Source organism: Blastococcus sp. SYSU D00695 (assembly GCF_054050555.1).
The window spans coordinates 122,836-144,806 of record NZ_JBJGZP010000007.1 but is presented as its reverse complement, the minus strand read 5'-3'; the positions used below and the strand labels follow the sequence as shown (position 1 = coordinate 144,806).

Annotated in this window: 17 protein-coding genes and 1 tRNA gene; 8 read left to right on the top strand and 10 right to left on the bottom strand. The window is 76.0% G+C overall.

The window, feature by feature from the left end:
• Positions 1-993 carry an NAD(P)H-quinone oxidoreductase gene (locus ACI781_RS07205; protein WP_456565395.1) on the bottom strand — a complete coding sequence of 331 codons (993 nt, stop codon included), beginning with the start codon at positions 991-993 and terminating at the stop codon, positions 1-3.
• Between the two features lie 118 nt (positions 994-1,111).
• Between ACI781_RS07205 and ACI781_RS07200 the strand changes: the two genes are divergently transcribed.
• Positions 1,112-1,708, top strand: coding sequence for a hypothetical protein (locus ACI781_RS07200; protein WP_456565394.1), 597 nt, complete (start codon positions 1,112-1,114; stop codon positions 1,706-1,708).
• A gap of 51 nt (positions 1,709-1,759) precedes the next feature.
• Here ACI781_RS07200 and ACI781_RS07195 read toward each other — a convergent pair whose 3' ends face one another.
• The 3 genes from ACI781_RS07195 to folP form a co-directional block, all read right to left on the bottom strand.
• Positions 1,760-3,358, bottom strand: a complete 1,599-nt coding sequence (locus ACI781_RS07195; protein ID WP_456565393.1) for an AMP-binding protein — start codon at positions 3,356-3,358, stop codon at positions 1,760-1,762.
• An 81-nt stretch (positions 3,359-3,439) separates the two neighbouring features.
• Positions 3,440-3,859, bottom strand: coding sequence for a PaaI family thioesterase (locus ACI781_RS07190; RefSeq protein WP_456565392.1), 420 nt, complete (start codon positions 3,857-3,859; stop codon positions 3,440-3,442).
• 125 nt (positions 3,860-3,984) lie between these two features.
• Positions 3,985-4,845 carry a dihydropteroate synthase gene (gene folP, locus ACI781_RS07185; protein WP_456565391.1) on the bottom strand — a complete coding sequence of 287 codons (861 nt, stop codon included), beginning with the start codon at positions 4,843-4,845 and terminating at the stop codon, positions 3,985-3,987.
• A 70-nt stretch (positions 4,846-4,915) separates the two neighbouring features.
• On the opposite strand from folP, the gene ACI781_RS07180 reads away from it, so the two are divergent.
• On the top strand, positions 4,916-5,377 hold the full coding sequence (locus ACI781_RS07180; protein WP_456565390.1) for a MaoC family dehydratase: 462 nt from the start codon (positions 4,916-4,918) through the stop codon (positions 5,375-5,377).
• A 92-nt stretch (positions 5,378-5,469) separates the two neighbouring features.
• Here the strand turns inward: ACI781_RS07180 and ACI781_RS07175 are convergent, their stop codons facing one another.
• Positions 5,470-6,711 carry a serine hydrolase domain-containing protein gene (locus ACI781_RS07175; protein ID WP_456565389.1) on the bottom strand — a complete coding sequence of 414 codons (1,242 nt, stop codon included), beginning with the start codon at positions 6,709-6,711 and terminating at the stop codon, positions 5,470-5,472.
• Between the two features lie 192 nt (positions 6,712-6,903).
• Entirely contained in the window at positions 6,904-7,293 is a 390-nt protein-coding gene (locus tag ACI781_RS07170) for an HU family DNA-binding protein (protein ID WP_456565388.1), read from the bottom strand.
• A 103-nt stretch (positions 7,294-7,396) separates the two neighbouring features.
• On the opposite strand from ACI781_RS07170, the gene ACI781_RS07165 reads away from it, so the two are divergent.
• Positions 7,397-8,320, top strand: a complete 924-nt coding sequence (locus ACI781_RS07165) for an aldo/keto reductase (protein WP_456565387.1) — start codon at positions 7,397-7,399, stop codon at positions 8,318-8,320.
• Between the two features lie 21 nt (positions 8,321-8,341).
• On the opposite strand, the gene ACI781_RS07160 is transcribed toward ACI781_RS07165, so the two are convergent.
• Positions 8,342-9,448 carry an EAL domain-containing protein gene (locus ACI781_RS07160; protein ID WP_456565386.1) on the bottom strand — a complete coding sequence of 369 codons (1,107 nt, stop codon included), beginning with the start codon at positions 9,446-9,448 and terminating at the stop codon, positions 8,342-8,344.
• 168 nt (positions 9,449-9,616) lie between these two features.
• On the opposite strand from ACI781_RS07160, the gene ACI781_RS07155 reads away from it, so the two are divergent.
• Positions 9,617-12,325, top strand: a complete 2,709-nt coding sequence (locus ACI781_RS07155) for a SpoIIE family protein phosphatase (RefSeq protein WP_456565385.1) — start codon at positions 9,617-9,619, stop codon at positions 12,323-12,325.
• A gap of 12 nt (positions 12,326-12,337) precedes the next feature.
• On the opposite strand, the gene ACI781_RS07150 is transcribed toward ACI781_RS07155, so the two are convergent.
• Together ACI781_RS07150 and ACI781_RS07145 are read right to left on the bottom strand one after the other, a co-directional pair.
• A complete protein-coding gene (locus ACI781_RS07150; RefSeq protein ID WP_456565384.1) occupies positions 12,338-13,561 on the bottom strand; it encodes a saccharopine dehydrogenase family protein in 1,224 nt (407 codons plus the stop codon).
• A gap of 10 nt (positions 13,562-13,571) precedes the next feature.
• Positions 13,572-14,300, bottom strand: coding sequence for a trimeric intracellular cation channel family protein (locus tag ACI781_RS07145; protein ID WP_456565383.1), 729 nt, complete (start codon positions 14,298-14,300; stop codon positions 13,572-13,574).
• A 116-nt stretch (positions 14,301-14,416) separates the two neighbouring features.
• Between ACI781_RS07145 and ACI781_RS07140 the strand changes: the two genes are divergently transcribed.
• The 4 genes from ACI781_RS07140 (at position 14,417) to ACI781_RS07125 (ending at position 20,787) form a co-directional block, all read left to right on the top strand.
• Positions 14,417-15,745 carry an FAD-binding oxidoreductase gene (locus ACI781_RS07140; RefSeq protein ID WP_456565382.1) on the top strand — a complete coding sequence of 443 codons (1,329 nt, stop codon included), beginning with the start codon at positions 14,417-14,419 and terminating at the stop codon, positions 15,743-15,745.
• Between the two features lie 448 nt (positions 15,746-16,193).
• Positions 16,194-18,803 (top strand): fibronectin type III domain-containing protein, encoded by a 2,610-nt coding sequence (locus tag ACI781_RS07135; RefSeq protein WP_456565381.1) that lies wholly within the window; start codon positions 16,194-16,196, stop codon positions 18,801-18,803.
• Between the two features lie 109 nt (positions 18,804-18,912).
• Positions 18,913-19,000, top strand: a tRNA-Ser gene (locus ACI781_RS07130).
• Positions 19,001-19,065: 65 nt separating this feature from the next.
• Positions 19,066-20,787 carry a hypothetical protein gene (locus ACI781_RS07125; protein WP_456565380.1) on the top strand — a complete coding sequence of 574 codons (1,722 nt, stop codon included), beginning with the start codon at positions 19,066-19,068 and terminating at the stop codon, positions 20,785-20,787.
• Positions 20,788-20,941: 154 nt separating this feature from the next.
• Here ACI781_RS07125 and ACI781_RS07120 read toward each other — a convergent pair whose 3' ends face one another.
• Positions 20,942-21,904 carry a PH domain-containing protein gene (locus ACI781_RS07120; RefSeq protein ID WP_456565379.1) on the bottom strand — a complete coding sequence of 321 codons (963 nt, stop codon included), beginning with the start codon at positions 21,902-21,904 and terminating at the stop codon, positions 20,942-20,944.
• Positions 21,905-21,971: the final 67 nt, after the last annotated feature.

The window sequence follows — 21,971 nt, the reverse complement described above, 5'->3', positions numbered from 1 at the left end:
CTAGGGCTCGTTGACCAGCAGCACCTTGCCGATGTGCTCGCTGGCCGCCACCACCCGGTGGGCCTCGGCCGCGCGGGACATCGGCAGGCGCCGGTCGACGATCGGCCGGACCACGCCCCGCTCGACGTCGGGCCACACGTCGTGCAGCACCGCGGCGACGATCTCCGCCTTGCTCCCGCGGCCGGTCGCCGGCCGGGAGCGCAGCGTGGTGGCGTGCACCGACGCGCGCTTGCGCATGAGGACCCCGAGGTCGAGCTCGGCCCGCGTGCCGCCCTGCATGCCGATGCACACCAGCCGGCCGCCGGTCGCCAGCGCCTCGACGTTGCGGGCCAGGTACTTGGCGCCCATGTTGTCCAGGACGACGTCCACCCCGGCGCCTCCGGTGGCCTCCCGGACGCGCTCGACGAAGTCCTCCTGCCGGTAGTCGATGCCGACGTCGGCGCCGAGCTCGCGGCAGACGGCGAGCTTCGCCGCGCTCCCGGCGGTGGTGAGCACGCGGGCGCCGGCGCGGGCGGCCAGCTGGATCGCCATGGTGCCGATGCCGCTGGAGCCGCCGTGCACGAGGAACGTCTCGCCGCGGCGCAGGCCGGCGAGCAGGAAGACGTTCGACCAGACGGTGCAGACGACCTCGGGCAGCGCCGCGGCGGTGGCGAGCTCCACGCCGGCCGGCCGCGGCAGCAGCTGCCCGGCGGGGACGGCGACGCGCTCGGCGTAGCCGCCGCCGGACAGCAGCGCGCACACCTCGTCGCCGACGCCCCAGCCGGTCACGTCCGCCCCGACCTCGCTGACGACGCCGCTGCACTCCAGGCCCAGGACCTCGCTGGCGCCGGGCGGGGGCGGGTAGTGGCCCTGCCGCTGCAGCAGGTCCGCGCGGTTGACCGCGGTGGCGACGACGTCGACCACCACCTCGCCGGGGCCGCACACGGGGTCGGGGACCTCGCCCCAGCCCAGGACCTCGGGACCGCCGGGACCGTCCAGGGTGACCGCTCGCATGCCCCGACCCTAGGAGGAGCGGGCCGCCGCCCGCGCCCGGGAACCCGCGGTCGCGCTCCCAGGGGCACGCAACCCCGGCGCAAGCCGCCCACCAGCGCGTGCCGCGACCGTCGGGGGCATGACCACGACCTCCCCGTTCCGCCTCCCCCCGGCGCCCGCGCGCCCGGCGTCCCCGCGCACGGCCCCGGCCTGCCCGATCGAGCTGCGGGCGCTGCGGTCCACCGCCCGGGCGCTGGCCGACGCGGTCACCGGCATCGCCCTGGACGCCCCCTGCGACCGCGCGCGCCAGGCCGCGGTCGGGGAGCTCGCGCTGCTCCTGCTCGCCGGGACCGGCGGCGCGGGCGGCCGGCTCGGGGCCGACGTCACGCCCGCGGCGGCACGGGTGGCCGCGGCGCTGCCGACGTTCGCCGCCGACGTCAGCGCCGGGGCCCCCGCGCTGGCGATGGCCTGCGCGGACCTGGCCGGCCGGCTCGAGGCGGCGGCCGTGCGCGTGCCCGCCCACGAGCACGGCCCGCAGGAGCCGCCGCTGGCGTGCCTGCGGCGGCTGGCCGCGGCGGCCGGGCTGCCGTCGCGGGTCGCCGCGCCGTGGTTCCTGGAGGCCGCGGGCCCGGCCGAGCGGGTCGCGGTCGTGCACCAGGCGCCGCTGCGAGTGCGCCGGGCCCTGCGCCGGGGCGAGGACCGGCACCTGCGGGTGGTCGGGCTGGTCCGCGGGTGAGCCCCGCGGACCAGCCGGCCCCCGACCCCGGTTCTCCCAGGCCCGGCCCTCTCAGCCCCGGTTCTTGAGGTCCTTGCGCAGGATCTTCCCGGCCGCCGACTTCGGTACCTGGTCGATGAAATCGACGAACCGGATCTTCTTGTGCGGGGCCACCCGCTCGGTCATGTAGGCCATGACCGCGTCCGCGGTGATCTCCGAGCCCGGGGCGCGGACGACGAACGCCTTGGGCAGCTCCTCGCCGCTCTCGGCGTCCTTGACCCCGATGACGGCCGCGTCGGCGATCTCCGGGTGGCCGATGAGCACGGCCTCCAGCTCGGCCGGCGCCACCTGGTAGCCCTTGTACTTGATGAGCTCCTTGACCCGGTCGACGACCGTGTAGCGGCCCTCGTCGTCGACGACCGCGACGTCGCCGGTGTGCAGCCAGCCGTCGGCGTCCAGGGTCTCGGCGGTGGCCTTCTCGTTGTTCAGGTACCCCTTCATGACCTGCGGCCCGCGCACCCACAGCTCGCCGCTCGCGCCGGGGGCGGCGTCCTCGCCGGTGGCCGGGTCGACCAGCCGGCACTCGGTGTTGGGGATCGCGTAACCGACCGACCCCTTGGGGACGTCGGTCCGGGCGCTCGACGGCCGGCGGTCGTGGTCGGGGGTGGTGTGCGAGACGGGCGACAGCTCGGTCATCCCGTAGCCCTGCCCGACCACCACGCCGTCGGCCGCGCCCTTGCGCAGCCGCTGCTGGGCGGCGTTGGCCAGCCCCTCGTCCAGCGGGGCCGCGCCCGAGGTGATCGAGGTCAGCGAGGACAGGTCGTACTGGTCGACCAGCGGGTGCTTGGCCAGCGCCAGCAGGATCGGCGGCGCCACGAACGCGCGGGTGATCTTGTGGTCCTGGATGGTGCGCAGGAAGTCCTCGAGGTCGAACCGCGGCAGGGTGACCACGGCCCCGCCCCAGGCCAGCCCCTGGTTCATCAGCACCGTCAGGCCGTAGATGTGGAAGAACGGCAGGACGGCGATGATCCGCTCGTCCTCGCCGAGCTCCATCAGCGGCTGGCACTGCGCGACGTTGGCCACCAGGTTGCGGTGGGTGAGCATCACGCCCTTGGGCAGGCCGGTGGTGCCGCTGGAGTAGGGGAGCGCGACCAGGTCGTTCGCCGGGTCGACGTCCACCTGTACCGACGGGGCGGCGCCGTCGAGCAGGTCGAGCATGCCGGCGTGGCCCTCCATGCCGTCCAGCACGACGATCTCGCCGACCGGGGCCTTCTCCACCGCGGCGGCGGCCCGGTCCATGAACATCGAGATGGTGACGAGCAGCTTGGCCCCGGAGTCCTTCAGCTGGAAGGCGATCTCGTCGGGGGTGTACAGCGAGTTGATCGGCGACATCACGCAGCCGGCGGCGGCGATGCCGTGGAACACCACCGGGAACCAGGGGGTGTTCGGGCAGAAGACGGCCACGACGTCGCCCTTGCGCAGGCCGCGGGCGTGCAGGTTCGCCGCGACGCGGTCGACGTAGGCGGCCAGCTGACCGTGCGTGATCGTGTCGCCCTTGAGCCCGTCGATCAGGGCGGGGGCGTCGGGGCGCTCGCGGCCGGCCGCGAGGACGAACTCCGGCACGGAGACGCGCGGGATCTCGACGTCGGGGTACGGGCTGCTCAGGGGCACGGCACTCCTCCTCGGTGCTGGTGTGGCGCCAGTCTCACACCGACCGTGACCCGGAGCACACGCGGGTCCGCGCGACCGGCCTCAGCGGGGCCAGAGGACCGACTGGGTGCAGCGGAAGAGCGCCAGCGTGCGGTCACCCGCGGTCACGACGGCGTCCCAGACCTGCGTCGTCCGCCCGGCGTGGGCGTTGGTGGCCACGCAGGTGAGCCGGCCCTCCCGCGCCGTCCCCAGGTGGTTGCTCTTCAGCTCGATCGTGGTGAAGCCGGTGGACCCCTCGGGCAGCAGCGCGCGCGTGGGCAGGCCGCAGCTGGTGTCGGCGAGGGTGACGACGGTGCCGGCGTGCAGGTAGCCGTTGGGCGCGAGCAGCTCGGGGCGGACGTCGAGGTGGCTGGTCAGGCGGCCGGGCTCGTGCGTGTCGACCACGATGCCCAGCAGACCCGGGAGGGTGCCCGGCAGCAGGGCGTTGAGCTCGTCGGCGGTCAGGAACCCGGTGGCGGACATGCCCGGCAACGTAGCCGCGCGGTGCCGCGGCGGTGCCGGGGTGTGGGTGCCGGTGCCGCGCTGCAGCGCGGCGGTCGCCCCGTACCGCGGCGGTGCCGGGGTGTGGGGCCCGGCGGTCGCGGACCTCAGGCCAGGCCGCGGACCGTGCGGGCGGGCGGCCGGTCGCCGCGGATGGAGGCGACCATGTCCAGCGTCTGGCGGGTCGGGGCGACGTCGTGCGCGCGGAACACCCGCGCGCCCAGCCACGCGCTGACCGCCGTCGCCGCGAGCGTGCCGGTCAGCCGCTCCTCCAGGACGACGTCGAGCGTCTCGCCCACGAAGTCCTTGTTCGACAGCGCCACCAGCACCGGCCAGCCCGTGTCCACCAGCTCCCCGAGCCGGCGGGTGGCCTCCAGCGAGTGCCGGGTGTTCTTCCCGAAGTCGTGGCCCGGGTCGATCAGCACCCGCTCGCGGTCCACCCCGGCGGCGACGGCGGCGTCGGCCAGCGCCGTCGTCCGCGCGACGACGTCGGCGACCACGTCGTCGTAGGCGACCCGGTGCGGGCGGGTGCGCGGGGGCAGGCCGCCGGCGTGCGTGCAGACGATCCCGGCACCGGCCTCGGCCGCGACCGCGGCCAGCTCGGGGTCGACGCCGCCCCAGGCGTCGTTGACGACGTCGGCGCCGGCGGCCAGCGCCTCCCGGGCGACCTCGGCCCGCCACGTGTCGATCGAGATCGGCAGCGCGGGGTGCGCGGCGCGGATCGCGGCGACGAGGTCGACGGTGCGGCGGATCTCCTCGGCGGCGTCCACCTCCTCGCCGGGTGCGGCCTTGACCCCGCCGACGTCCACCATGTCGGCGCCCTCGGCGACGACCCGGTCCACCCGCTCGACCGCCCTGCCGAGCTCGTAGGTCGCGCCGCGGTCGTAGAAGGAGTCCGGGGTGCGGTTGACGATCGCCATGACGACCAGGTGGCCGTCGGGCACGTCGAGGGCGCCGATGCGCAGCAACCCGTTCCTCCCTCGCGCGAGCCGGTGTGGTGGAGTCAGCCAACCAGACCGAGTCGGAGGGGGCGCAGACATGGCGCAGACGGTTGTCGAGGGCATCGAGGGCGTGCAGGGTCTCGTCGGCCAGCACATGGGCCACAGCGACTGGGTCACGATCACCCAGGAGCAGGTGAACCTGTTCGCCGACGCGACCGGGGACCACCAGTGGATCCACGTGGACCCGGAGCGCGCGAAGAAGGAGAGCCCGTTCGGCGGGCCGATCGCGCACGGCTACCTGACGCTGTCGCTCGTGCCCAGCCTGATGCCGCAGATCGTGGAGATGCGCGGCTTCCGGATGGGCGTCAACTACGGCACCGAGAAGGTGCGCTTCCCCTCGCCGGTGCCCGTCGGCGCCCGGGTGCGGGCCGGCGCGACGCTCGCCGCGGCCACCCCGTTCGACGGTGGCGTGCAGCTGAACATCGACGTCGCCATCGAGATCGAGGGCGGCAGCAAGCCGGCGATGGTCGCGACCGTCGTCTACCGCCGCTACCTGTAGCCGCCCGCCCCTCGGGGCATGGGAGGCGATCCCCGCGTCCGGGAGCCGCCGGACGGGGGGATCGCCTCCCATGCCTGGAGCGCGGGGCCTCCTCAGACCAGCGCCTGGTTCACCAGCTGGCGCAGCAGGTTGCGGATCGGCAGCGTGCTCGAGGGCAGCAGCTGCGTGTAGAAGGTGACCGTCAGGTCCTCGACCGGGTCGACGTAGAACGCCGTGGACGCCGCTCCGCCCCAGCTGTAGTCGCCGGCGCTGGCGACGACGCCGTAGCGGGCGGGGTCGAGCACCATCGAGAAGCCCAGCCCGAAGCCGACACCCCGCAGCGGGGTCTCGGCGAACAGCGGCCGGCCGAACGTCTCCAGGTCCTGGTCGCCGGGCAGGTGGTTGCGGACCATGTGCGCGACCGTCCGCGACCCCAGCACCCGGCCGCCGTCGTACGCGCCGCCGCGGCGCAGGCACTCGACGAAGCGCAGGTAGTCCCCGGCGGTGGAGACCAGCCCGCCGCCGCCGGAGAGGAACGCCGGCGTGGACAGGGCCGCGGCGCCCATGGCGGTCAGCGGGGCGAACGTCGTCCCGTCCTCGGCGGGGACGGCGCCGTACAGCTGCGCGAGGGAGTCGGGGTCGTCGCCGTCGCGCAGGCCGAACGACGTCTGCGTCATGCCCAGCGGGCCGAACACGCGCTCGGCGAACACCTGGTCCAGCGGCTTGCCGGCGACGACCTCCACCAGCCGGCCGAGGACGTCGGTCGAGACGCCGTAGTTCCACTCGCTGCCCGGCTGGAAGACCAGGGGGATGGCCGCCCACTGCCGGCAGACCTCGGCGGAGTCGGCGCCGGCGGGGGTGCCCCACTCGTGGCCCGCCGCCCGGTACATGGAGTCGACCGGGTGGGCGTGGTGGAAGCCGTAGGTGAGCCCCGCGGTGTGGGTGAGCAGGTGCCACACGCGGATCGGCTCGGTCTGCGGGGCGGTCACCGGCTTCAGCGCGGACCCGGCGACGTACACGCGGGTCTCGGCGAACTCCGGCAGCCAGGTGCTGATCGGGTCGGTGAGCTGGAACGCGCCCTCCTCGTACAGCGACATCGCCGCGACCGAGGTGACGGGCTTGGTCATCGAGAAGATGCGCCAGCGGGTGTCCGGCTCGACGGGCAGCCCGCGCTCGACGTCGCGCTGCCCGTACCGGCCCACGTGCACCAGCCGCCCGTGGCGGGCGACCGTCACCAGGAAGCCGGGGATGCGCCGCTCGTCGACGAACCGGGCCAGCCGCCGGTCCAGGCGGGTCAGGCGCCCGGCGTCGAGGCCCACCTCGGCCGGGTCGGTGTCCACCGTCAGGGAGGTCATGCCCCCACCTTGCCCGCCGCGCGGGGAGGCGGCCCGGGGAACGGCCCTCCCCGCGGCCCGGGGGACGGCGGCCCGGGGACGGCGCCCCGGGTGCGGCGGGATCCCCACCGCAGCGCGTCCTCCCCCACGGCAGGTGGTGGGGGAGGACGCGCCACGACCAGTCAACCCGGTCGTGGCGGTACTGCCCGCGGGTCAGACCGGGACGTTGCTGGCGGCCTTCTTCAGGTTGCTGCCGGCGGTCACCTTGACGGTGTTGGCGGCCGGGATCTCGATCGACTCGCCGGTCTGCGGGTTGCGGCCGGTCCGCGCGGAGCGCTGGGTGCGCTCGACGGTCAGCAGGCCGGAGACGGCGACCTTCTCGCCACGGGTGATCGCGTCGACGAGCTCCTCCTGCAGGCCGGCGAGCACCGAGTCGACGGTCGCCGCCGGGACGTCGGCGCGCTTGGCGATGGCGGAGACGAGTTCGGCCTTGTTCACGGGGGTCCTCTCGGATGGGGGTGGCCGGGGCCGCGGGGGCGCCCGGTCGAACGGACGGTTCCGTCTCCTCGCCGGGCGTGCCGGGAGTGGCGGACCGTGGGGCACGCTGCCACGTCTGCCCGGCGTCCCGCCAGTGTGGGGGCGGTGCTGCCCCGCAGGTCACAGCCGTCCCACCGCGCCGGAGGGGGGCCCGGCCTACGGTGGGACGGTGCCCCAGCTGCCCCGGACCGACCTCGTCGTCAGCGATCTGTGCCTCGGTGCGAACGTCTTCGGGTGGACGGCGGACGAGCCGACGTCCCGCGCGCTGCTGGACCGCTTCGTCGACGCCGTGCCCAGCACGCAGCGGCCGATGGTCGACACCGCGGAGATGTACGGGGACGGGCGGTCCGAGCAGATCCTCGGCCGCTGGCTGGCCGACAGCGGGTCCCGCGACCGCGTCGTCGTCGCCACGAAGGCCTCGCCGGGGCGCAAGGAGCACCCGCTGTCCGCGGCGGAGGTCCGGGCCGCGGCCGAGCGGTCGCTGACCAACCTGCGCACCGACCACATCGACGTCTACTACGCGCACTACGACGACGACAGCACGCCGCTGGAGGAGACGCTGCGGGCCTTCGACGACCTCGTGCAGGCCGGCAAGGTCCGGTACGCCGCGGCCTCCAACCACTCCGCGGCCCGGCTCACCGAGGCCCTGGACACCGCGCAGCGGCTCGGGGTGACCGGCTACGTGGCGCTGCAGCCGCACTACAACCTCATGGAGCGGGCGGTCTACGAGGACGGCCTGCGGGACGTCGTCGCCGGCGCCGGCCTGGGCTGCTTCCCCTATTTCGCGCTGGCCAAGGGCTTCCTGACCGGCAAGTACCGCCCCGGCGAGCAGGTCGACTCGCCGCGGGCGAAGGGCGCGGGCGCCTACGTGGGGGAGCGCGGCGACCGGGTGCTCGCCGCGCTGCGCGAGGTCGCCGACGCGCACGGGACGACGGGTGCGGCGGTGGCGCTGCGCTGGCTGGCCGACCAGCCGACCGTCACCGCCCCGATCGCCAGCGGCCGGTCGGTCGACCAGCTGGCCGACCTGCTGCCGGTGCTGGACCTCGTGCTCACCGACGAGGAGCGGGCCCTGCTGACCGACGCCTCGGCGTAGGCCGCCCGGGCCCCGGGAGGGTCAGCCGCGGCCGGGAACGGCGGCGGCGGCGAGGTCCTCGACGCGCAGCAGCCCGGCGACGGCGCCGGTGCTGTCGGCGCAGGCCACGGGGTCCCACCGCTGGGCCGGGGGCCGGGCGAGGGCCCGCTGCAGGGTCTCGCGCACGTCGGCGTCCGGCGGCACGCGCAGCGACACCGTCGCGGTGTACGCCTCGCCGGTGCGCGGGTCGGCCAGGTACCAGGCGCGCGGCTGCTCGCCGGGGCCGACGAGGACCGCGGGCGGGACGGCGGGCAGGCGCTCGCCGGCCTCGACCTGGCGTACCGGCCGGACGAGGCCGGCCACGGTGCCGCCGAGCCGGGCGCGGGCGGTGTGCGTCCGGACGAGGCGGGCCACGTCGGGCGCCAGCGGGGCGAAGCCGGCGGCCGGGCGGCCCAGCAGCCAGCCCTGGGCCAGCGGGGTGCCCAGCCGGGCGAAGGCGGCCAGCTCCGCCGCGGTCTCGACGCCCTCGGCCAGCAGCCGGGCGCCGATCCGGCCGGCGAGGTCGCCGACCGTCTCGGCCAGGGCCAGCCGGACCGGGTCGCCGTCGACGTCCCGGACCAGCGCGCGGTCGAGCTTCACCAGCTCGGGCCGCACCGTCGCCATCAGGTGCAGCCCCGACCAGCCGGTGCCGACGTCGTCGAGGGCGATCAGCGCGCCGCGGGCGCGGAGCCGGTCGGCCTCGCGGCGCACCGCGGCCAGGTCGGTCACCGGGGTGTGCTCGGTGAGCTCGACGACGACGCCCCGCAGGTCGTCCACGGTCGCCAGCGCGGCGGTGACCGGCGGGGCACCGAGCAGGTGCGGGCTGACGTTCACGGTGAGGAAGGCGCCCGGCGGCAGGGCCGCGCGGGCGGCCAGCGCCCGGTGCAGGGCGAGGGCCTCCAGCTCGGCGCCGATGCCGGCGTCGCGCGCGGCGGCGAACCAGACGTCCGGGGCGGCGGTGCCGGGGAAGCGGGACAGCGCCTCGTAGCCGACGACGCGGGCCGCGGGCAGGTCGACGATCGGCTGGAACACCAGCGCGAGGTCGGCGGGGTCGGCCAGCAGCGGGCGGCAGTCGGGCAGCAGGGCGCTGAGCGTGGCCGGTGCCGTCATGCCCCCGCCATCGACCCCGCCCGGAGCGGGGTTGACCGCGCGGCGGGGCCGGTCACCCGGGCGGGGGAGGGGCGGCCCAGCGCGGCGGACGGGTTCGTTCCGTGATTCCGTGCCAGCATGGTGGGATCCGCGGCGGAGGGCGTCCGCGGCGGGGGACGAGGAGGAGCCGTGACCGGCTCGGCGTCGCCTGCTGCTGCCCCGGACCCGCTGGACGACCCGCACCGCGTGGCCGCCGCCCGGCGGCTGTTCCTCGAGGTCCCCGGCCCGGCCGCGTTCGACCGGTTGTCGGGGCTGGCCGCCCGGCTGCTCGGCGCCGGCCACGCCAAGGTCACGCTGTTCACCGACGAGGACACCGTCGTCGGCGGGTACGGCCTGCCGCCCGGGGTCGTGGGCGGGCGGGCGCTGCTGACCGGCGAGCTGTCGGCGCTCGCCGTCCGCAGCGGGCGGCCGCTGGTGGTGACCGACGCCGCCGCCGACCGGCGGGTGGCCTGCCTGCCGGCGGTGACGTCGGGGGAGGTCGCCGCCTACCTCGGTGCCCCGCTGGTGTCGGCGTCCGGGCTGGTCGTGGGCGTCCTCGCCGTCTACGACGACGTCCCGCGGCGGTGGACCGCCGACGACGGCGAGCTGCTCGAGCAGCTGGCCGTCTCGGTCGTCGCCGAGCTGGAGCTCTCCGCGGCCCGGTCGGCGATCGGGGCCTCCGCGGCCCGGCTGGACATCGCGCTGGAGGCCAGCGGCATCGGCATCTGGGAGCGCGACCTGCGCACCGGCGCGGTGTCCTGGGACGAGCGGTGCGCGGCGCTCTTCGGGCTGGACGCCGCCCTGGCCGACGGCGAGCTCGACGAGGTGATGACCAGCCGCATCCACCCCGACGACCACGAGCTCGTGCGGGAGGCGATGGCGCGGGCCGACACCCTGACCGGCGAGTTCGCCGTCGAGTCCCGGGCGCTGCACGCCGACGGGTCGGTGCGCTGGACGGTCTCCCGGGGCCGGCTGGTGCGCGATCCCCGCGGCGAGCCGGTCCGCATGATCGGGACGGTCCTGGACGTGACCGAGGCGCGCGCCGAGTCGCAGCGGCGGCTGGCGGCGGTGCAGCGGGCCGCCGCGATCGCCGAGGTCGCGGCGGAGATGGCCAACACCGCCGCCGTCCCGGAGCTCGCCGAGGTCGCGCTGCGCGGCGCGGCCGTGCTCGGGGCGTCGGCCAGCGGGCTCACCGTCGTCGAGCCCGACGGCACCCTGCGGCTGCACCTCAGCCGGCGGCTGGTCGACACCGTCGCCGAGGCGGCCGACGTCCGGCTGCCCCCGGAGGGCGTCGTCCTCCCCGCCGACGAGGACCTGCCGACCGGCCACACCGCCCGCACCGGCGAGCGCCTGCTGTTCGCCGACCGCGGCGAGGCGGAGGCCCGCTTCCCGGGGCTGGTCGAGATCAACGACGTGCTGGGCACCCGGGCGCTCGCTGCGCTGCCGCTGCGCGTCGAGGGGCGGCTGCTGGGCAGCTACGTCGTCGTCTGGGAGACCGCGCACCCCTTCCCGGCCGAGGACGTCGACCTGCTCGACGCGCTGAGCGCGCAGATCGCGCTGAGCGTCTCCCGGCTGCACGCCGACGCCGAGCGGGACGCGGCCAACCGCCGGCTGCAGCTGCTCGCCGACGTCGGCCAGGTGCTCGCCGGCGACCTGGACATCACCCGCCAGGTGGCGCAGCTGGCGCAGCTGGTGGTGCCCGCGCTGGGCGACTGGTGCTGGCTGGTGGTCACCGACGAGCACGGCCGGATGGAGGAGATGGCCTCGGCGCACCGCGACCCGCGGCAGGACCGGCAGCTTGCCGAGTACGTGCACGCGATGGTGTCGGTGATGACCGAGGAGTCGACGGCGCGGATCGTCACCCGCACCGGCCGCCCGCTGGTGCTCCCGCGCATCCCCGAGGCCAGCATCCGCGCGGCGCTGCCGGACCCGGCGACGCGGGAGGCGCTGGCCCGGCTGGGCGCGGCGGGCGGCGCCGTCGTCCCGCTCGTGGCCCGCGGCCGCACCGTCGGCGCGCTGGGCCTGTTCAACGGCGACGAGCGCGGCGCGCACACCGAGGCCGAGGTCGGGACCGCCGTCGAGGTCGGCCGGCGGGCGGGGCTCGCGCTGCACTCGGCGCGGTTGCACGCCCAGCAGCGGGACCTCGCCGACGCGCTGCAGCACAGCATGCTCACCGCCCCGCCGCGGGTGCCCGGCTGCCGGATCGTGGTGCGCTACGTGCCCGCCGCGGCCGGCGCCGAGATCGGCGGGGACTGGTACGACGCCTTCCGCCAGGAGGACGGGACGACGGTGCTCGCGATCGGCGACGTCGTCGGCCACGACCGCCACGCCGCCGCCGCGATGGGCCAGGTGCGCGGGCTGCTGCGCGGCATCAGCCACTCCAGCGGCGCGCCGCCGGCGGAGGTGCTGACCCGGCTGGACCGGGCGCTGGCCGGCCTCGCCCCCGAGGTGATGGCGACGGCGGTGCTCGCCCGCCTGGAGCGGCCCGCGGGGCTGGCCGAGGGGGCGGCGCTGCTGCGCTGGTCCGACGCCGGCCACCCGCCGCCGGTGCTGGTCGGGCCCGACGGCGCGGTCCGGGTGCTGGACCTGGCCGGCGAGCTGCTGCTGGGGGTCGACGCCACGGCCCCGCGGACGGACTCCTGCGTGGTGCTCGACCGCGGCACGACGCTGCTGCTGCACACCGACGGGCTGGTCGAGCGCCGCGACCGCGACCTCGACACGGGCACCGAGCAGCTGGTCGCCGTCCTCCGCGAGACCGCCGGCCTGCCCCTGGAGGAGCTGTGCGACCGGGTGCTGGAGCGGCTGTTCCTCCCCGACGCCGAGGACGACGTGGCGCTGCTGGCCCTCCGGCTGGAGTGAGGCGGGTCGCCGTCAGACGGCGGTGACCTCGTAGGTGTGGCCGGCGGCGCGCAGGCGCTCGACCAGGACGTCGCCCAGCCCGGTCGCCGGGGTGAGCGAGCCGGCGCGGGCGGGCAGCCGGTCGGCGTCCAGCGCCAGGGCCAGCGCGCTCTGGCCGAGCATCACCGCCGTCGCCTTGTAGCCGGGATCGCCCTGGCCGGAGGCGACCGCCCGGTACCGGCGGCCGGACTCGGTGGCGGCCTCGACCGTCATCCGGAAGAAGCCGCGCTCGCGGGCCGCCTCGTCGGGGCCGGTGCCGGGGGCGGGCAGCACCCGGTCCAGCAGCGCCCGGGTCGGGCCGAACGACATCGCGCCCAGCGCGGCGGCGAGCCCCGCGGTGACCGCGACCGCGGTGGCGGCGCCGGCCGGCCCGCGGCCGGTGCCCATCGCCTCGCCGTAGCGCAGGCCCCGCCCGTACGCCCACCCCTGCAGCGCGTTGCTGCGGCGGACGACGCGGGTGTTGTAGGAGGCCATGACGAACGGCGCGGTCCAGCGGCCGTCGCGGCCTCGGGCCGGTGGTGCGGCGTCCGGGGGCTGGCGGGTGTCGGGCTCGGCGGCGCGGTCGGGGCTGAGGGCGTACGGGTCGGCGAGCACGCGGCGCAGGGAGCGGTCGCCACCGACCGCCTCGACCTGGGCGCGCATCGAGTCGATCGTGCCGCCGCTGAACCCGCCGCGGGCCGTGGCGACCAGCCGGACGTCGGTGAGCCCGCCGGCGCCGTCGGCCCGCGCCCGCTCGGCCAGCAGGTGCACCGACAGGTCCGAGGGGATCGAGTCGTAGCCGCAGGAGTGCACGATCCGGGCGCCGGACTCCCGGGCGGGGGCGTCGGCGCGGTCGATGGCGTCGCGGTGGAACAGCACCTCGCCGGTCAGGTCGGCGTAGTGCGTGCCGGCCCGCGCGCAGGCCTCGACGACCGGCAGGCCGTAGCGCGCGTACGGGCCGACCGTCGTCGCCAGCACGCGGGTGCCCTCCGCGAGCGCGGTCACGGCCGCGGGGTCGGTGGAGTCGGCGGTGAGCAGGTCCCAGCCGCGGGCGGGCCCGGGGAGCCGGTCGCGGACGGCGGCCAGCCGGTCCCGCGAGCGGCCGGCGAGGGCGATCCGCAGCCCGGCGGGGGCGGCGCCGGCGAGGTGGGCGGCCAGCAGCTCCCCGACGAAGCCGGAGGCGCCGTACACGACGAAGTCGTGGGTGCGGTCGGGCATCCGCCCATCCTCACCGAGGCGGGCGGGGACCGCCCTCCGGTGGCCGGCCCCGGCGCCGCCAGCGGATGCGCCCCAGGGAGGTGCGGGCGCGGTGCGGCAGGTCGACGGCGACCGGCGCCTCCCAGCCGCGCCACACCGACAGCACCCGCAGCGCCGCCACCAGCACGATGACCAGGACGGCGACCGGCAGCGGGGACAGCCCGCCGGGCCCGGCCAGCAGCGCCAGGGCGGTGGCGCCGATCAGCGCGGCGACGGCGTTGTACGGGCCGGGCTGCACGATGTCGGCACGCTGGGCGAGCAGCACGTCGCGGATGACCGCGCCGCCGACCGCGGTGAGCGTGCCGATGAAGACGACCGAGGCGCTGGGCAGCCCGGCCAGCTGCGCCTTCTGCGCGCCGATCACGGTGAAGAAGCCGAGCGTGACGGCGTCCAGGACCACCAGCAGCCCGGTCAGGCGGGCCAGCCAGCCGGAGAAGAAGAAGGTCACCGCCGCGGTGATGGCGACCGTGGGCAGGTAGGCGCGGTTGGTGAGGGCGACCGGGGGCCCCTCGGCGAGCAGGACGTCGCGGATCAGCCCGCCGCCCAGCCCGCCGCTGACGGCCAGCAGCAGCACGCCGGAGACGGCGAACCCCTCGCGGGCGGCCAGCAGCCCGCCGGTCAGCGCCCCGACCACGATCGCGGCCAGGTCGACGGCCTGCGGCACGCGCAGGGTCTCCGCGGCGGCGGCGAGGGTGCTCACCCCGTCATCCTCCGGCGCCGCCGCCCGGCCCGGGCACTCGTGCCCTGGCGGCTGCCCGGCGGAGGGAGGAGCGTGCCGCCGTCCGGAGCGGGGGAGGAGCGCAGGGGAGCGACGCCATGGAACTCATCCGACCGACCGATGGCCGGTACGACGAGCTGCGCACGCTGTTCAACGCGGGGATCGACCGGCGGCCGGCGGTCATCGCCCGCTGCGCGACGCCGGACGACGTCGCCGAGGCCCTCCGCCTGGCGCGGTCCGAGGGCCTGGCGGTCGCCGTCCGCGCCGGCGGGCACTCCGTCGCCGGGTTCAGCACCAACGACGGCGGGCTGGTGGTCGACGTCCGGCCGATGGACGCGGTCCGGGTGGACCCGGAGGCGCGGACGGTCACCGTCGGCGCGGGCGTCACCTGGAGCCGGTTCGACCGGGCCACCCAGGAGCACGGGCTGGCCACCACGGGCGGCCGGGTGTCCAGCACGGGCGTGGCCGGGCTGACCCTCGGCGGCGGCTCCGGCTGGCTGGAGCGCCTGCACGGCCTGTCCTGCGACAACCTCCGCTCGGTCGACCTGGTGACGGCGGCCGGGGAGCGGGTCACGGCCAGCGCGACGGAGGAGCCGGACCTGTTCTGGGCGCTGCACGGCGGCGGTGGCAACTTCGGCGTCGCGACGTCGTTCACCTTCGACCTGCACCCGCTGGGCCCGACGGTGCTGGCCGGCCTGCTGCTGTGGCCGGGCACCGCCGGACGCGACGTGGCGCTGGCTTTCCGCGACCTCATGGAGACCGCGGACGAGCGGCTGGGCAACGCGCTGGTGTTCCTCGACGGGCCGCCGGAGCCGTTCGTGCCGGTGCACCTGCAGGGCCGGACGGTCGCCGCCCTCGCGCTGATGTGGGCCGGCGACGTCGACGACGGGCTGGAGGCGGTGCGGCCGTTCCGCGACCTGCGGCCGGACGCCGACCTGATCTCGCCGATGCCCTACGTGGACTTCCAGTGCATGATCGACGACCCGCCCGGCATGCGGCAGTACTGGAGCGGGGACTACCACGACACCATGCCCGACGACGCCGTGGAGGTCTTCGTCAAGTACGGGTCGGACCGGGTGTCGCCGCTGACCCAGCAGCTGATGGTGGCCTGGGGCGGGGCGATCGCGCGGGTGCCCGACGAGGCCACCCCGCTGACCCACCGCTCGGCCCGGTGGGTCACCCACCCGTTCGCCACGTGGGCCGACCCCGGCCAGGACGCGGCCAACGTCGAGTGGGTGCACGCCTTCCGCCGGGACGTCGCCCGCTACACCAACGGCGGCACGTACCTGAACTTCATCGGGGCGGAGGGGCAGGACCGGATCCGGGCGGCGTACGGGGACGCCAACCACGCCCGGCTGCAGCAGGTGAAGCGTCGGTTCGACCCGGACAACACCTTCCGCGGCAACCAGAACATCCGGCCGGCCTGAGCCGGGCCCCCTGCCGGGGTCTCCCCACCGGCCGCCGGCGGCCGGCCGGTGTCGCGCGTCGGGACGTCGTCCTCTCCGGGCCGGGGACCATGGCGCCCCGCGCGCGGGCCCCGCGCCTCGCCGGGGTCTCGGGACCTGGCGAGACCTGCCGGTCCGGGCGCCTCGAGTCCGGCACATCCGGTGACTTCCGGAACTCGATCGAGTGGTGATAGAGCGCATCCGTGCTGGTCAGAGGCTCAAACATCGAGTTCATAACGAAGCGGTAACGCGACGCACCGTGCCGGGTGTTGGCCGGCGCCGAATTCAGACGAGATGGTTCCGTCCCCGTGTCGACCGGTACCGGCCGGCCTCGTTCGGGGAGTGCCCGAGCCATCTCGAGGAGAACAGCGTGCGCGCCTCCGTCCCGGCCTCTCGGGCCAGGGCTGTCCTTGCCGTCACCGCGATCGGCATGTCCAGCGTCGTCTTCACCCTGGCCGGCACCGCCCAGGCCGAGTCCGGCTGGTCCATCGAGGGCACAGGCCTCTCCGCGCCCGTGCCTGCCGGCGTCTGCTTCGTCGACTGGGTCGTCCAGGGCGGTTCGGGCGGTCGCTCCGGCGTCCCCACCAGCGACGACCTCGGTGACCTCGGCGGCCGGGTCGCGGTCCGCACCCCCGTCACCGAGGGTCAGGTCTTCGACGTGCACGCGGGTCTCGGCGGCTATGTGGCCGGCGAGCACGCCCAGCTCGGTGGTGGCGGCGCGACCACGTCGGCGCCGGACGCCACGATGTCCGGGCAGTCCGGCACCGCCGCCACGACCGAGACGGGCACCGGCGGGAGCGGCGGCGGCGCGGCCTCGGTCGTGTACCTCCAGGGCGAGGACGACTCGTCCTCGGTCTTCATCCGCGCCTTCGGCGGGGACGGTGCCGACGGGCTCGAGGACGACGGCACGACCGCGGTCGCCGGCGGAGAGGGTGGCGGCGGCGACGAGAACGTCGTGGCCGGCCGCACGCTGTCGACCGAGGACGCGGCGGCCCTGGGTACCTACCGCGGCGACGGCATGGTGACCGGCACTCCCGTGCCGTGCGAGACCACCCCCGTGGCGCCCACCGGTCTCAGCGCCACGCCGGGCGACGGCACGCTCACGGTCTCCTTCACGGCGCCGGTCGACGACGCGACGACCTCCGACGTCACCGGCTACGAGTACAGCCTCGACGGCTCGCAGTGGACGGTCTTCACGCCCGACGAGGTCGACGGCGTCCTGAGCACCGTCATCCCCGGCCTCGTCAACGGCGAGGAGGCGACCGTCCACATCCACGCCACCAGTGCCCTCGGCGACGGCGCCGACGCCACCGTCACGGGCACCCCCGAGGCCCCGGTCGTCGTCGCGAAGCCCGCCGCGCCGGTCGCCGTCGACGTCCTGCCCGGCAACGAGAAGCTGACGGTCCGCTTCCAGCCGGTCACCGAGGACGAGGACCGGCCCGCCGCCACCGCGTGGCAGTACTCCACCGACGAAGGCGACACCTGGCACCCGCTGACCACCACCGACGAGGGCGACCACCTCGAAGGCGTCATCGGCGAGCTCACCAACGGCACGATCTACCACGTCATGGTGCGCGGCCTGGCCGGCGAGAACGGCGAGCTCGAGGGCGACCCGGCCGACTGGCAGCCCGCCATGCCGCAGGGCGCCCCGGCCGCCCCGACCGACCTGTCGGTCGTCCCGGGCAACGGTCAGCTGGGCATCAGCTTCAAGCCGGGCGCGGACGCCGGCGACGCCATGGCCGACGTGATCGGCTGGCAGCTGAGCACCAACGGAGGCACCAGCTTCGACGACCTGGCGGTCACGACCGACCCGGACACCGGCATCCGCACCGGCATCCGGAGCGGACTGCAGAACGGCCAGTCCTACGCCCTCGTCCTCCGGGCGACGAGCGCGGTCGGCCCCGGCGTGGGCAGCGCGGTCCAGAACGCCACGCCCGTGGCCCCGATCGTCCAGCCGCCGGTGACCACCCCGACCGTCCCCGCCCCGGTGTCCCTCACCTACGTCGTCGGCCTCGACCGTGCCCTCGCGGTCGGCTTCTACGCGATGTCCGGCACGGACTACGCGCCGACCACCGGCTACCAGTACCGGCTCGACGGCGGTACCTGGACGACGCTGTCCACCAGCACCGACCTGGGCGGTCAGCACACGGGGCAGATCACCGGGCTGACCAACGGCCACGCGTACGCCCTGGAGGTGCGCGGGGTCGCCGGCGAGGTCCCCGGCGTGGCCAGCACGGTGGCCACGGCCACCCCGCGCTACGCCCTGCCGGCGCCCGGGCACGTGCAGGCCACGGTCCTGCCCGGCGCGCTCAAGGTGACCTGGACGGCGCCGGCCGGTGCCGTGGGCCTCACCGGCTACGAGGTCCGGGCCCGGGCCGCGTCGATCGACGGCCACTCGCCCGACGTCGCCGACCAGGAGATCACCTGCACCGCCGAGGCCGGTGACACCTCGTGCGTCCTCCCGGTCCCGGCCGGCGAGGCCTACGACGTCATGGTGATGGGCATCGGCGCGGACGGGCTCGGCAACCCCGGGTTCGCCGAGAGCGCCGTCGTCCCCGCGGTGCAGAAGCCGGCCGCCGTCCCCACGCAGGACGACGGTGACATCTCGCGCGCCGACGGCAGCAGCCTCAGCAGCGTCGCGCCCGGGCAGACGGTGACCCTGCGCGGCACCGGCTTCCTCCCCGGCGCGACCATCGAGCTGCTCGTGTACTCGACGCCGATCTCCCTCGGCACCGCCGTCGCCGGGCCGGACGGCACCTTCCTCGTGGACGTGACCCTGCCGGCCGACCTGCCCGCCGGGACCCACCACCTGGTCGCCACCGGCGTGGACGCCAACGGCAACGTCCGCAACCTCGTCATCGAGGTGGCGGTCGCCGCCGACGGCACCGCGGCGGTGACCTCGGCCCGGGCCGCGGACGCCGAAGGGCTGGCCTACACCGGCGCCGACATCGCCGTCCCGGCGCTGGGTGGCCTGGCCGCCCTCGTGATCGGTGGCGGGCTCGTGGTCGCCGGCCGGCGCAAGCGCGCCGCCGCCGAGTAACCCGCACCACCGCAGCGGCCGCCGTCCCGGCAGGGGCGGCGGCCGCTGTGCTGTGCGCGGGCTGCGGCGGCGGGCCGGCGTCCCGGCGGGCGCTAGCCTCGACGCGCCAGGAGGGCTCGCATAGTGGCCTAGTGCGGCGGTCTTGAAAACCGCTAAGAGGTGACCCCTCTTCGTGGGTTCGAATCCCACGCCCTCCGCTCGCGCCTCGGCGACGCGCTGGGCTCCACTACAGGGAGTGTCCTGGACGGCCGAGGATCACCAGGTGGCTCGTCTCCCCGTGGCGTCGTCGGACGTCCACACGCAGGAACTGTCGGAGCTCATCCTCGAGGTGGTGGCCGACGGGACCGACGCGGATACCACGGCGCAGGTGCGGTGCTTGCTGGAGCCTGACGCGGCCGCCGTCTTCCCCGGCCTGGCGCACACCCGGAAGCGGGCCGCCGCGACTGCCCGGCTGCACCACGACCTCGTCGCCGCCTTGCACGACACGGCGAGGCGCGCGACGGCGGTGCTGACGCGGATCGACCCCCGAGCCGCGCTGGACCAGGACCTGGTGTCCGCATCGGCGCAGGGCGCGGCGGGCGACCTGCTCGGGACCTACGGACTCCACCGCTACATCTGGCCGATCGCCGCCGCCGGCGGGGGACACGGGGAATCGCGCAAGGCGCTGGCGGAGTACCTCACTGCGGCTGGGCGATGGGTTGCCCTCCAGCAGGTCGCGGCCATGACGCTGCCGCGCGACGACGAGGTCGCGCCCTCGATCGCGCTCAATCCCCACTTCGAGGCTGTCCGCCGCGTCGCGTCGACGGACGTCCGCTTCGCCTGGGTGTCGCAACTGCTCCTGGAGTGCACTGCGGAGGCGATCGCGTCGGCCCCAGCCGCGTACCCGGCCCTGACCTGGCTGACGACGCCCGTTGTCGACGAGTACTTCGCCCACCTCCGGCTGGCAGACCACCGTCGCGGTCGAGGTGGGTGGCGCCAGGCCTCGGTGCCGTCGGAGGGGCTCCGGCGGCTGTTGTCCGGCATGAGCTTGCCCGCGGGTTCGCTCGCTGGCAGGGACTTCCCTGCGCTGATGCTCGGCGGCACCCGGGAGGTGTTCCCGCTGGTCGCCTACGAGCGGGGGGTCTTCCCCGCCTCGTCGCGGGACGCGACGCTCGCCGTCGAGCGCCCCTTCTTCGAGCTGGTTCGCCGTTTGCAGGGGGACCGCGCTCGCGGCGACCTGTACGAGGAGGTCGTCGCGCGGTCGCTGCGCGCGGTCGCCGCCGGCCCGCTGTCGGTCCCGGAGCTGCCGCTCGCGATCGGGCCCGTGGCGGGGGACCGCAACGTGTCGGACGCCGGGCAGACCGACGTCGCCCTGGTGCACGGTCCGGACCCCGGCCTGGTGGTCGTCGGCGAGGCGAAGTCCCACCTCGTCTCGACTCACGCGGCCACGGTCATCAACGCGTTCACCCAGGAGGTCGGGAGGGCCGTCGACCAGCTCGACCTCCGCCTCGGGCGGCTGGCCGGCGGCTCGACCCTCGTCACCGGCACCGGATCGTTCACCCCGCCCACGGGCGCGAGCCTGCACGGGATCGCCGTGCCGCTGCACGCGTACGCCAGCGCCGTGCTGGACGGGGCAGCGCTCGACCAGGTCAGGGGCCGCCGCCACGACATCGCCGTCATCCCGCTGCACCAGCTGGTGCTGGTGGCCCAGACAGTGCGCGACGCGGGCGACCTGGAGCGCTACCTCGTCGTCCGCGCCAACGCGATCCGGATGGGGGTGATCGTCTGGGACGAGATCGACCTCCTGGTCAACCACCTGCAGGGTTGGGACCCACTGACCATCGAGACGGGCCTGGACCTAGCCGACCGCAGGACCCGGCCGGCGCTCACCGGGCGGTCGGTCGACCCCGCTCTCGCGGTGAACCAGGACCGCCCGACGGACCGGGAGGAGTGGCGGGCGCTGCTGCTGGACGCCTGCCGGTACGTGCCGCCGCGGCGGTCCTGAGGAGCGCGACGCTGCCCGAGCTCGCCGTCGCGGGCGGGACGGCGGACTCCTGTGCGCGCCCCCGTGCGCATGGCGGTCGTCATCGCGTGGGCGGTGACGACCGCCAGGCGCATCGGGGTGGTCTCGCGCGGGGCGGTGGGGGGGCTGGCCGGCCTCAGCCGAGCAGCTTGGCCTTCTGCGCGGCGAACTCCTCCTCGGTGAGGATCCCCGCGTCGCGGAGCTCGCCCAGGCGGCGCAGCTGGTCCACCAGGTCCGGCTCCGCCGGGGCGGGGGCCGGGGCAGGTGCCGCAGCGGCGTAGGCCACGCCCGGGTTCATCTGGTGCACGTACTGCGACTGCCGCTCGATCGTCTTCTTGTGCCGGGCCTCGCTCACCAGCGGGGCGAGCAGGTCGTACACCTGGTGCGGGTTCTCGATGTTGTCCAGCACCACCTGCCCGCTGGTGGTGCCCTGCTCCGGCATGCCGGTGAGGGTGAAGGTGTCCTGCTGGACGCCGTAGGCCGGGTCGTCGAGGCCGAGCACCAGGTCGCCGACGTCCTTGCCGCGCTGCCAGACGGCCTGGCGCACGTCCATGTCGCGGACCGCCCACATCGGCACGCTCTCGGTCCGGGTGCCCAGCAGCCCGCTCTCGATCCAGATGCGGTCCTTCGTGATCCGGTACCGCGCCTTGGCGACGCCCGCCACGCCGGTGGCGCCGCCCTTGCTCTCCCCGAACCACAGCGTGTTCGGGTCGTTGGCCCACTGCTCGGTCCGCTTGGCCGACTGCTCGGCGAGCTTGGCCTTGCCCTGCTCGGCGACCGCCTTGCCCTGGTCGGCGACCTGCTTGAGCCGGTCCTTCCAGCTGGGCTTGGCCGCCGGCTGCTGCGCCGGCTGCCCGTACGCCGGGGGCTCGCCGTACGCCGGCTGCTGCCCGTACGCCGGGGGCTGGGCGGACGCCGGGACGGCGGCGTCCCCGGGCGGCGGGGGAGGCGGCACCGCGCCGGGCGGGGGCAGCTGCGGGTCGGGGACGTCGATGCCCGTCGTCCCCTGGTCCGAGACGTGCTCGGTCCAGGCGGTGCCGTTCCAGTAGCGCAGCTCGTGCGCCCCGCTCGGGTCGGGCAGCCAGCTCGCGTCCGCCATCAGATGTCCCTCCAGCGTCCCCGGGACCCTCCCGGCGACCGCGACACTGTGCCAGCGCGCCGCCCGT